Origin of the sequence: Ruminococcus sp. CAG:379 (assembly GCF_000434255.1) — a bacterium.
GTDB classification, from domain to species: domain Bacteria; phylum Bacillota; class Clostridia; order Oscillospirales; family Ruminococcaceae; genus Ruminococcus_F; species Ruminococcus_F champanellensis.
The window spans coordinates 1-11,096 of record NZ_FR894864.1 but is presented as its reverse complement, the minus strand read 5'-3'; the positions used below and the strand labels follow the sequence as shown (position 1 = coordinate 11,096).

Genomic DNA, 11,096 nt, shown 5'->3' with positions numbered 1-11,096 from the left:
CTATCAAATCGGGTATGGGGGCAAAGAGTACGTTCTTGAAGCTGACCGACGAGCATATCCTTTACGTTATCGACAACATCTCCAAGCTCGAAGGAAAAATTCAATGCCCCGACAAATATATCTGCACCGCACTTTACAACTCAGCCTACACCTGCAACATTTCACTTTTCACAGGCTTTACGGCTCATACGGGAATGCCGCTGACGAATGGGACTTGATGAAATAATCGTTGAAGTAAAATGATCACAACAGCGGAAATCTGCAACTATCGGATTTGTGAAATCGGCTGATTTTATTTTTTTCGGAATTGATCATGTGCCGATTTGCCTTATCCGCAAAAACTGCTCGGAGTGATTTTGATGAAATATTGGTTTTGAAAAATCACTGATGCGGAATTTTGTTAGAAATTAAAATCTACCGCTGTGATGAAATTTAAAAAATCTCAGAAGCGTGACTTACGAAAAATGCGGTTTATCAAATCCGGAGATTTTTAAAATTGCAAATATCCAATCTCTGCCGAAAGCAGTTTCTTCAAAAGCAGTCACCCATTTGCTCAAAGCTGCAATTCCAACTTTTGCTGATTCAGAGCAATTACCACCGCCATCTTTAGGACAGTAAACGTTCAGCCTATTGAATTCAACAGGTTGAATAACATTCCTTGCGGAAACTGTCCGATGGGTGGCAGATAAAAAGGAAGATACCCGCAAGCGTAGAAAAGGTATATACCTTTTCGTTTTGCGTGGCTGTAACACGCAAAAATTCAGGGACACCCTGACACCTGATAAATAATAAGGAGCTGATATAAAATGCCATACAAAAAAGACAGGATCAAAAAACTTATTGGGTTTACACCCGAAGAATGGGAAATGATTTGCCGAAAATCAGAGGCTGCCAAACTTCGGACAGGAACATTTATCCGCAGAATGGCTTTGAACGGCGAACTGAAATTCTTTAATCTTAAAGAAATTTCTGCTTTGAAAAGAGCCTTTCTTTCAATCGGATACAATCTCAACCAAATTGCAGAAATTGCCAATTCATCAGGTTCAGTTTATCAGAAAGACATTGAAGATATGCAGAAAGAATTCAAGTATTTTCGCCTTGCAATGCAGAATTACACTTTTGAAATATCCCCCACTCTGTTTAAGTGAATTTGAAAAAAGCGACAGCCAATTTTGATTGACTGCCGCTTTTTCAAAATTACTGTTTTACAATTTTTTCAATGATGCAGGAATGACCCTTGCTGTCGTTATAGCTTATTCCCACAAGCAGAATTTCACCGCAGAATGCCGACAGTTTTTCTGTGTAGTTCTTTTCCTTGATCTGCTCAATGGCGTTATCAGCAGAATTGTTGTATTTCAGCTCAATGACCATTGCAGGAAAATCTACTCCCCGTCTGGGAATAAAGGTCAGGTCAGCAAAACCTTTTCCGCTGGGAAACTCTCTGAAAATCTCGTAGCTGTTTTTCGCAGAATAATAAGCCAGTGCAAGAGTAACGGAAAGTGAAAGCTCGTTATTGTATGAGATTATTGAGGTGTTCTGCTGATGAACTTCTTCAAGTATTTTAGCAACAGTATCACTGTCACCGGACAACGTAGCTTTAAGCAGCTCATCTGAACGCCTGAGCGAATTCATGACTTCTTCCCAACCGCCGTCCTCAATGCAGTTTATAAACTCCTGGCGCACCTCTTTATCAGGTATCCATGCCACATTTTTTTCGTAATCATAAGTCAGATAACCGAGATGGATCAGCAAGGTTATAACATCATCTGCCGAGTTCATTGTCACCATATCATTCTGAAATTTGTTCGTATTGACGCTGACCTGTTCCCCTGCTATCATTCTTATAATGTCGTTTCGCAGCCCGTCCATATCAAGCTGAATATAGATCTTAAGTGCTTCAAAAGTTTCCGTCTTGGTCCAATAATTACTGAATCGCTTTCTTAAGCAGGCATTGACAACAGACTGGGGATTATATATTGAAGTGTCACCCACATGATAACCGTTGTACCACCCCTTCATTTCATCAAACGGCATATCAAACCGACGGCAAAGTCCCTGCACCTCAGATTCAGTAAAGCCCATATATTCGGCAAAAGGCTCCGCATCAATAATGGAATACTCGCAATACATATTCAGAGCAGAATGCTGACCGTACTTCTTTACAGGAAGTATGCCCGTGGCATAATCAAGTGCTACATAAGGACGATCTTTAAGCAGAATTTTGAGATAATCAAGATATGCAGTCTGCCCCTCTATATCGTTTTTATGGATACGAAAGACGCAGTCCCATTCGTCAATGATGAAAACAAACGGGATCCTATACTTGTTATAAATAAGTGTAAGTATCTCATCGGACGAATAAAAATCGGGATAGCTTATATCGGCACAAAGCTCGCTCAGTTCCTGCTTCAATGTAAGCTCCAGACGGTCAATCATACCCTTAACATCAGGTGCTTTTGATGCAAAGCGTGTCATATCAAGATGGATAACGTTGTATTTGTTAAGATGATCTTCAAAATCAAGTGTATCAGCTATTGCAAGTGAGCTGAAAAGCTCCTTTGAATCACAGTTTCGGCTGTAATACGCAACAAGCATATTGGCAGCCATTGATTTTCCGAAACGTCTGGGACGGCTTATACAGATATGCCTGTCATTGCTGTTCAAACGCTCATTTGTAAGTCTGATAAGCATAGATTTATCAACGTATATCTCTGAACTGAGCGCCTGAGCAAACAGATCATTTCCGGGATTTAAATATATGCCCATTGCTTCCGCCTCCCTGTTTCTTAGTTATCATTCTTTATTATATTGTATCATATCATTTGAAAGAATTCAAGTACAATAAGTCGTTTTTCAGTTATTTGCATATTCAAAGTTTTACAGTATTAAAAGTCGATCAAGCTTTACACTTTTTATATTAAATTATAAAAACTTCTTGATATTTTTATTTTTTTGTGTTATACTATTTTATGAGGTGATTAAGATGGTAAAAAGACAGCAATATCTTGAAAAACTGAAAAAGCTCAAGGATATGCAGATAATCAAAGTAGTCACTGGCTTCCGCCGCTGCGGCAAATCCACGCTTTTGCTGCAGTTTCAGGAATATCTCAAGGAATGCGGCGTTGACGATTCGCAGATAATCAGCATCAACTTTGAAAAGCTTGAATTTGAACATCTGCTGAACTACAAGGAGCTTTACAGCTATCTTAATTAGAGAATATGCAATTTTATCTATTTCATCATCAGTATTATTCTTTCCAAGAGAAATACGAACTGTGCCTTTGGCAAAGGTTTTATCAAGCTTCACTGCCTGAAGAACGTGAGATATTTCGGTATTAACACTATCACAGGCAGATCCGGTTGAAATGCTGATACCCATTAAATCCATTCTATGCATAATAGTTTCACCATCAGCCCCTGGAAACGAAAGACTTATAATACCAGGCAGCGTATTTTCACCTCCATTTCTCTTGTATATGATTTTTGATTCATTAAGTTGGGCAATAAAGCGTCTTTCCAAATTTAAAATATGTTTTTTATTTTTTTCCAAGTCATCGTAATTTGATTTAAGCGCTGTAGCCATTCCAACAATCGATGCAACATTTTCGGTTCCTGCACGTTTTCCATTTTCTTGAGCGCCACCATCTGTATAAGGGCAAAGCTGTACACCTTTACGGGCATAGATGAATCCAATTCCTTTTGGACCGTTGAATTTATGAGCCGATGCTGAAAGGAAGTCAATACCCAGTTCATGAACATTGATTTTAACATGACCAACAGCTTGGACTGCATCAGTATGAAATAGCACACCATACGAATGTGCAACCTCACATAATTCCTGAATGGGCTGAATGCTACCAATCTCATTATTTGCATACATTACCGAAACAAGGCGAGATTTATCAGTTATGTTTTTTTTGAGATTTTCAGGTGTTATGTATCCTTCTTCAGTAGGATACATATATATAACAGGATAACCAAGTCGATCAATTGCATCGCAAGAATGCAAAACGGCATGATGTTCGAAGGCAGATGTTATCATCGTTCTTCTTTCCGTATCTGAAAAGGCCAAACTTTTTATTATCCAGTTGTCACCCTCTGTGCCTCCGGAAGTAAAGAAAATTTCTTCGGGAAATGCCCCGATACATTCCGCTATCGCAGCCCTTGAATCAGCAATAGCCTTTTTCGGCTTGCGAGCAAAACTGTAAAGCTGCGAGGCGTTTCCGTATTCTTCAAGAATAAATGGAGTCATTGCCTCAAATACGGACTTATCCAATTGTGTTGTTGCCGCATTATCAGCATAAATATGTTGCTTCATAGGCATAAACCTCATATAAAGAGAGTACATCCCTCGTTTTTAAAATCTTCTATTTTAGCGAGAAGTTCCTCTTCTGTGACTTCAAGATATTCTGCCAAACAAGGCAGACAGTAAAAAACAGACGATTTTTTGTCAATTAGTTTCTTAGTGAGTCCTATCTCATTTTTCGTAAGCGGAGTTTTTCCGCATACATAACATTTCTTTTCTTCCATATTAATCTGTATCAATACCGTAGATTTTGAACGGTGGTAAATCCTTTCCGGAATACTCAACATCAAGTAATCCTAACTGATACTTAATGGTATCCCTCATTCTTCTTGCTCTATCAAAGCAATATCGCTTGAACTCTCTTGGTGTTATATCATTTACTTGCTGAACATTTGGAAATAACAGCTTTAGGTATGCTGTCGCAATACGCTTTACCGCTTCAGTATCACGGGTATCTGCACCTTCCGGGACGATAATATATTCATCAACAATGCTTCGATATGTCATATCACTTCGAAGTTCGTGCAAAATCGAGCAAAAATATTCTGAATTTAAAGCCCAACCATTTACCTTTAAATCATCGTTCATTCTCGGTATGTTCCAACCCTTGATAAATCCGTGGAATCTCTCTATAAGTGCAGATTCATGAAATACCGCAGGCAATTCAGTGAACATATTGCTATATCCATCTGCATCCATAATTTCTTTTCTTATATTACCGCAAAGTATCATACCGGCATCGGCAGTACCTTTGTAATCACCCACCGTAAATGTTCCTTGTTCAAGATAACCCTTCAAAGCAGCTCTCATTTCATCGGTATCAGTAAAAGAAATTGTTTGAACTTCATCTAATGTCACAAAATCACTACCGGAAATCAAGCCCTCTCTCCGTTTTATCTGATCATAAAACATCTTTGCACGGCTCATTACGCCCCCGCTTGAAAGCCAACCGTATCTGCTGACATTACCAAACAAGTAAGACTTCCCCGTACCTTTGGGTGCAAGTTCAATTAAATTAAGTCGCTTTTCCACAAATGGCAACAATCTTGTAAGCATAGTAAGTTTTTCTTCTTCAGTTTCATAACCATCAGCATTATAGTCAACAGCTCCAAGGATTACGTTTATCCATTCGTCTATAGAGAATTCATTACGTGCTTCTTTGTAATCTTCGAGATCAATCTCATATGGGCAGAAGTTTTTGAATGATACGAGTTTTATTTTCCCATCTTTTGAGTTCTTTCCTCTTGAGGCTTTTTTCTCGTACTCAAAAGTAAAATCAAAATCATCTGGTGAACGGTATCCAAGTTCAACCATTCCCCATACGTCCCGTCCTTTTATCAGATCCTCTTTACAAGAATCCCATATGTCTGTTTCAATAATTGTTTCTTTAAATCCCAACCCAAAATCAGGTAAAGCAAATGATACTTCACCGGTTTTGATATCAATATTCACAGATACCTTAGCTAAGAATTTTACAGTCTTTCCTTCAATAACAATGGCATTTTTTATAGCATTCCAATCATCTTTTCGAGGAATGAACTTCTTGACGAATCTGACAAGAGCATCTTTATCAAATTCACCATCATCGTCTTCAAACTTTTTCAACAGCCAATCACGCATAAAAGCAGGGAGACTTAGTCTGAAAGAACAATGTATCCATTTTCCTCAACTTTATTTTGCACGTTACACCCTTCGAATGTCTTACAACACCGTCCTGAATGCTCACCCTTGGTATCGGTATCATGAGGCACCTCCTGCTTCTTAATTACAGCAAGTCTGGAGGCACCATGATCGCTTGCAATTACAAAAGATTTGTAATTATGCATCGATAATTCCATAGCTGCAGTATTTATAGCCTTTTCAATAACCTCAAGTTCCGCCGGAATATGGATTGGATCCTCATCGTCAGTGAAAAAGTAACCGCCTTTTTCTTTATGTTTTATAATGTCAAGTTGATTTTCTTTGTATTTATTTCCACCAATCCACTGGTCATAGAACTTTTTATTTATAGATGTGATCGTAGGAAGGTCTGATCTGACAATATCTGTGTGGATTGACAGTCCTTTTTTCTTTGCAAGAACTGTAATATACGATAGATATTCAACGCCTAAAGCATCTATCCAATACAGATACGTATGATTTTTATCATTAATAGCTTTGATTGCATTGTCCCTTGTAGGGAGCTGTGCATACGATATTTCGGTCGCATACTTTTCTACAAGTTTCATAAATTCATTAGAAATGCGGTTGGACGTTTTTTGCTTTTTATATAAATCAAAATATTCTGTCAACTCTTCGGCAAGCACAGGACAGTCAAATACATATTTTTTGAGGTAATCGTTAAGTGCAGGATAAGTAGCTTAATGTACTTTTCCGGATTTTTTCGATAAATATCTACAGCTTCCACAAAAAGCTTTGTCGCAGGAACATATACCTTATATCCTTTATATGCAGAATCCATACTCTGTATCTGATATGAGATTCCATTTTCGTTTCTGTATACGTCATCAATCGTAATCCCACGATTTACCGCCATGTTGCGAAGTTTATCGGATATAATCTTCACCATTCGTTTTTTGGGTGTTTTAGTTTGATGCATCTCCAGATATCCATCCAGAAGAATGACCGCTTCATATATATCCCATTTTGGTTGCATATTACCTGATGCCACAGACACCCTCCTTCTCGAATTAATACAGACACGTCATAAAATATGTTTGTTTTACATTTTCCACATTTATTCCTGAACAAAAAACTCGTCAGCCACTGTAACTCATGACTTTAGAGGAAATTATACTTTATTAATAAAACTACATACTTTTCAGCATAATTCAATTCTCATCTCTAAGCTTCAAATACTCCCTATAAACATCCCCATCAGTTCCGGTCAGCAAATACTGATAAGAATACTTGGTTTCCCTGCTGATAACAGTCAGGTCTGTGAAGTTCAGACCGTAATTCCTTGTAGAATCGGGATCAGCTTCGTTTGTGTAGATGTATTTAAGCTTGTGTGAGTCAATCTGCTTAATGTTGTAGAGTTTTTCAATAGTCCAACCACTGTCTTCATCGGCAAGCACCCAATGAAGAATAATCCGGGATATCTGTATTTGAACGCTCTTGTAAAGCTTGGAGTCCGCACAGCGGTCAAGTATCATAAATATCTCGTGCATAATATTCACGTTGAACTCAACGCCCAGTTTACGTTTGCCAAGAGGAACGTACTCAAGTTTTTCAGTATCTTTCAAAAAATCAATGTCACAGTCCAGATACTCGGCTATATCTGCAAGCTCATCAGCAGATATAGGATCACCGCTGATAAGGCTCACAAAACGCTGCGGGATAGCGTGAATTGACTTGAAAGCACTCTTTTTTGATAAAAGAGATACATCCTCCTCGTCCTCTGAAAGTAAATAATCTGCAGAACAGCCAAGCCTTTCAGCAATTAAATAGACTGTATTACCGGCAGGCTGTTGTCCCTTCTTCCACCCAGCAACGGTACTTTTATTTATATTCAATTCGTTTGCTAAACCTGTCGGAGATTTGCCAACATGTTTACACATATTTACATATTTATCCCAAAACATACAAACACCTCAACAATATGCACAAAATTATTTATAAATTTTAGTTACATCATTAAATACAAAAGTCTTGACAAGCAAGAAAAGATATAGTATAATTGCAATAAACGAAGTTCGTAATTAAGGAGTGCAGAACGTTTTATTAAGTAATAGATGATTCTTCAATTCAGAAAGGAGCTTGAATTTATGTCCACAGATATCGAACTTATCACGATCCGTGAATGTACGCAGCTTATACCCGGGCTGTCATACTACACAGTCCGCAGCCTTATCGAACGGAGCAAGATACAGGCTTTCCGCACAGGCAAAGGAAAAGGCGGAAAAATCCTCGTTTACAAGAAATCTTTCCTCGAATTCTTTGAGAATGGCGGTGAAACACCTGTAAAACAACAGTCAACTTCCTGATTATAAACATTTGAGTACATTATAACACACTTTACAGAAAAAAACAAGGAGGAAACGCAATGAAAACAAAAGAAACTACTGAAAACATCATTCAGCAGCTTATCGAAAGCATTCGAGCGGAGAAAACAGAGCGTGAAAGCAAGCCTGAAGTCATTGAAATGCTCTCGATCCCGCAGTGCTGTCAAGTCATTCAGGGTGTGTCGCAGAGTACCATTCGTATTCTCGCCAAGACAGGCAAGCTCCCGTTTATCCGCACAGGACGTGGGGAACACGGCAAGATTCTTATAAGAAAGTCTGATCTGCTTACATATTTCGGAGGCTGACAATGGCAAGGATCGAACATAGACCAACGAAGAAAAATCCCAACAGCTTTAAGATAATCAGCTTCTGTGGATATGACGGCAATGGCAAACAGATAAAGAAGTATGACAAATTTGTAGCTTCTCCTACGCTTTCATACAAAAAAGCATTTGCAGAAGCTCAGAAATATGCTCTAAAGCTTGACGATAAATACAAAACCAATCCTTATTACGATGGAAGTATGAAATTTTCGGAACTTGCGGAGCTATATTTTGAGATCCACGCTTGTGAACTTAAACCGCAGACTATTACCACATATAAATCATCGTATGAGAACCACATTAAGCCGCTTCTGGGCAATACTCAGCTTAACCGCCTGAATCCCGTGTTTTTATCTCAGACAATGAATAAAATGACGGGCAGCAACGGTTCAAAAAAGAAATACCTTACCACAATACAGGCGATACTGACTTACGGAGTGCAGTGCGGGATAATCGACCACAGTCCCGCACACGATATTTCGTGGAAGAAAAGAAATGAGCCGAAGAAAAAGCGTTATATGACACCCGATCAGGCACAGAGGTTCATCGAGCACATCAGAAATTCCAAAATGGACGATGATGAGAAACGTTACTTTGAGTTTCTTCTGCTGACAGGACTTCGCCCCTCGGAAGCATTGGCTTTGAAGTGGAGCGACATAAATTATGACAATGCGACCATTCTTGTGGAACATACACTTATCTATGACAGCAGCCTGCCCAATGGACAGCGACTTACCTTAGGCACAACCAAAACAGGCGAAAGCAAGCTTATTTCGATAAAAAATGAAACAATTCTAAGGATACTCAGAGATCAGCAGCTGCACGTCAAGTCGCTTCGGCAAAAGCTTGGAACACAGTTCAAGCACCCTGAAATGATATTCCCGTCGGGAATGGGGAATTATCGTGACATCGGCGCTCTCAGGACAGCTCTTAAACGCTGCACCTTCGGTACGGAATTTGAATTTCTCACGCCGCACATGATGCGTCATACGTTCGCAACAGTCGGACTTATAGAAAGCGGTGATCTTTCAGCTGTTTCCAAAGAACTTGGTCACAGCGATGTCAGCACAACGCTTGGATTTTATGCAGAAGTGCTGCTTGAATCAAAGGAATCGCTTATCAATTCCGTTGCTGACAGAATATGTCCTAAGTCAGACAATACGGATATGAAAAAAGAATCACCCACAGAAAACTCTGCGGATGATTCCAAAGATTCATTATAATCCCCAAACAAGCCCCAAATCTTTTGATAAGCGGCTTGAAACCACGCAAATACGTGATAAACCGAGGAAATCTTTTATCTCTTTGAGAACTGAGGTGCGCGACGAGCAGCCTTGAGGCCGTACTTCTTTCTTTCCTTCATTCTCGGGTCACGAGTCAGGAAACCAGCCTTCTTGAGAACCGGACGCAGCTCAGCGTCGTATTCCAGCAGAGCACGAGACAGACCATGGCGAATTGCGCCAGCCTGACCGGTTACGCCACCGCCGGTAACGGTGCAGACGATATCGAACTTTTCAGCGGTCTCAGTCAGAGCCAGAGGCTGACGAACGATCAGCTTCAAAGTATCCAGACCAAAGTAGTCATCAATGCTTCTGTTGTTGATGGTGATGTTGCCGCTGCCGGGGTATACACGAACTCTTGCTACGGAGTGCTTTCTTCTGCCTGTGCCGTAGAAATATTTGATCTTAGATTCGTACATGTTCAAGCGCCTCCTTAAAATTCATAAGCAACGGGCTTCTGCGCTGCGTTCTTGTGGTTAGCATCCTTATAAACACGAAGCCGTGTCAGAGCAGAACGACCGATGGTGTTGTTGGGCAGCATGCCGTTTACTGCAATGGTCATTGCCTTTTCCGGGTTCTTTTCCATCAGTTCCTTGTACTGGATCTTCTTCAGACCGCCGATCCAGCCAGTGTGCCAGTAGAAGTACTTGTTCTCCAGCTTCTTGCCGGTGAGTACTGCCTTTGCACAATTGATGATGATGACATGATCGCCACAGTCCGCATGGGGAGCGAAGGTGGGCTTATGCTTGCCTCTCAGGATCGCAGCAGCCTGTGCAGCTACACGGCCGAGGGACTTGCCTTCTGCGTCCAGGATGTACCAGGTACGCTTGATTTCTTTCATGTTCGGCATAGTCGTAGTAGACATAAAAATCAAATCCTCCGTAATATTAGTTTGTCCGGGGTGCAGCATCAGATCCGCCCGCAGACTGCCACGCAAGCGCAGACATACGGTTCCCGAACAGCGCAAGATCTATTATACAGGGTTCCCTCCGGCTTGTCAATTGGCAAAATGCCGAAAATTCAATTTATATCCCTCAATCTCTTGCATTCTCTCTGTTTTGCTCCCGTTCTCTTGATTTCTCATCTTTCGTTTCACTTTTGCAATGGAGTAAAAATTCCGGCTCGGAAAGCCTGTCGGATCCGGGATCATCAGCATTAGGGCAACACCGCACAAAGAATGTGT

At 40.2% G+C, this 11,096-nt stretch carries 13 protein-coding genes and 2 pseudogenes; 6 read left to right on the top strand and 9 right to left on the bottom strand.

Features of this window, described 5'->3' with window-relative positions; genetic code table 11:
* Positions 1-218 (top strand): DUF6017 domain-containing protein (locus tag QVO51_RS03885; protein ID WP_288167829.1); only part of this gene is annotated, 218 nt, incomplete at its 5' end.
* Between the two features lie 588 nt (positions 219-806).
* The gene (locus QVO51_RS03880; RefSeq protein ID WP_022357320.1) at positions 807-1,148 is read left to right on the top strand and encodes a plasmid mobilization protein; all 342 of its coding nucleotides are present in this window, start codon (positions 807-809) and stop codon (positions 1,146-1,148) included.
* A gap of 49 nt (positions 1,149-1,197) precedes the next feature.
* On the opposite strand, the gene QVO51_RS03875 is transcribed toward QVO51_RS03880, so the two are convergent.
* On the bottom strand, positions 1,198-2,766 hold the full coding sequence (locus QVO51_RS03875; protein ID WP_022357319.1) for an AAA family ATPase: 1,569 nt from the start codon (positions 2,764-2,766) through the stop codon (positions 1,198-1,200).
* Between the two features lie 217 nt (positions 2,767-2,983).
* Between QVO51_RS03875 and QVO51_RS03870 the strand changes: the two genes are divergently transcribed.
* The gene (locus QVO51_RS03870; protein ID WP_369677896.1) at positions 2,984-3,214 is read left to right on the top strand and encodes an AAA family ATPase; all 231 of its coding nucleotides are present in this window, start codon (positions 2,984-2,986) and stop codon (positions 3,212-3,214) included.
* A gap of 24 nt (positions 3,215-3,238) precedes the next feature.
* Here the strand turns inward: QVO51_RS03870 and QVO51_RS03865 are convergent.
* From QVO51_RS03865 to QVO51_RS03845, 5 genes and pseudogenes are all read right to left on the bottom strand, one after another.
* A pseudogene (locus tag QVO51_RS03865) lies at positions 3,239-4,318 on the bottom strand (cysteine desulfurase family protein); the annotation flags it as partial.
* Positions 4,319-4,531: 213 nt separating this feature from the next.
* Complete coding sequence (gene brxL / locus QVO51_RS03860; RefSeq protein WP_288167830.1) at positions 4,532-5,962, bottom strand: BREX system Lon protease-like protein BrxL; 1,431 nt, start codon at positions 5,960-5,962, stop codon at positions 4,532-4,534.
* Positions 5,944-6,660, bottom strand: a pseudogene (gene pglZ / locus QVO51_RS03855) (BREX-4 system phosphatase PglZ); the annotation flags it as partial. The gene brxL and the pseudogene pglZ, both read right to left, overlap by 19 nt.
* Positions 6,594-6,977: a hypothetical protein gene (locus QVO51_RS03850; protein WP_022357314.1), complete on the bottom strand. Its 384-nt coding sequence runs from the start codon at positions 6,975-6,977 to the stop codon at positions 6,594-6,596. The pseudogene pglZ and the gene QVO51_RS03850, both read right to left, overlap by 67 nt.
* Positions 6,978-7,137: 160 nt before the next feature.
* Positions 7,138-7,890, bottom strand: a complete 753-nt coding sequence (locus QVO51_RS03845; RefSeq protein WP_022357313.1) for a helix-turn-helix domain-containing protein — start codon at positions 7,888-7,890, stop codon at positions 7,138-7,140.
* A gap of 183 nt (positions 7,891-8,073) precedes the next feature.
* Here QVO51_RS03845 and QVO51_RS03840 point away from each other — a divergent pair, with 183 nt between their 5' ends.
* The 3 genes from QVO51_RS03840 to QVO51_RS03830 are packed head-to-tail and all read left to right on the top strand — an operon-like array spanning position 8,074 to position 9,856.
* Positions 8,074-8,292, top strand: a complete 219-nt coding sequence (locus QVO51_RS03840) for a hypothetical protein (RefSeq protein ID WP_022357312.1) — start codon at positions 8,074-8,076, stop codon at positions 8,290-8,292.
* A gap of 59 nt (positions 8,293-8,351) precedes the next feature.
* Entirely contained in the window at positions 8,352-8,615 is a 264-nt protein-coding gene (locus tag QVO51_RS03835) for a helix-turn-helix domain-containing protein (RefSeq protein ID WP_022357311.1), read from the top strand.
* Between the two features lie 2 nt (positions 8,616-8,617).
* A complete protein-coding gene (locus QVO51_RS03830) occupies positions 8,618-9,856 on the top strand; it encodes a tyrosine-type recombinase/integrase (protein WP_022357310.1) in 1,239 nt (412 codons plus the stop codon).
* 74 nt (positions 9,857-9,930) lie between these two features.
* Here the strand turns inward: QVO51_RS03830 and rpsI are convergent, their stop codons facing one another.
* The 3 genes from rpsI to QVO51_RS03815 form a co-directional block, all read right to left on the bottom strand.
* Entirely contained in the window at positions 9,931-10,332 is a 402-nt protein-coding gene (rpsI, locus tag QVO51_RS03825; protein WP_015557813.1) for a 30S ribosomal protein S9, read from the bottom strand.
* A 14-nt stretch (positions 10,333-10,346) separates the two neighbouring features.
* Positions 10,347-10,778: a 50S ribosomal protein L13 gene (gene rplM / locus QVO51_RS03820; protein WP_022357309.1), complete on the bottom strand. Its 432-nt coding sequence runs from the start codon at positions 10,776-10,778 to the stop codon at positions 10,347-10,349.
* 132 nt (positions 10,779-10,910) lie between these two features.
* The coding region (locus tag QVO51_RS03815) for a hypothetical protein (RefSeq protein WP_288167824.1) at positions 10,911-11,096 on the bottom strand (186 nt) is incomplete at its 5' end.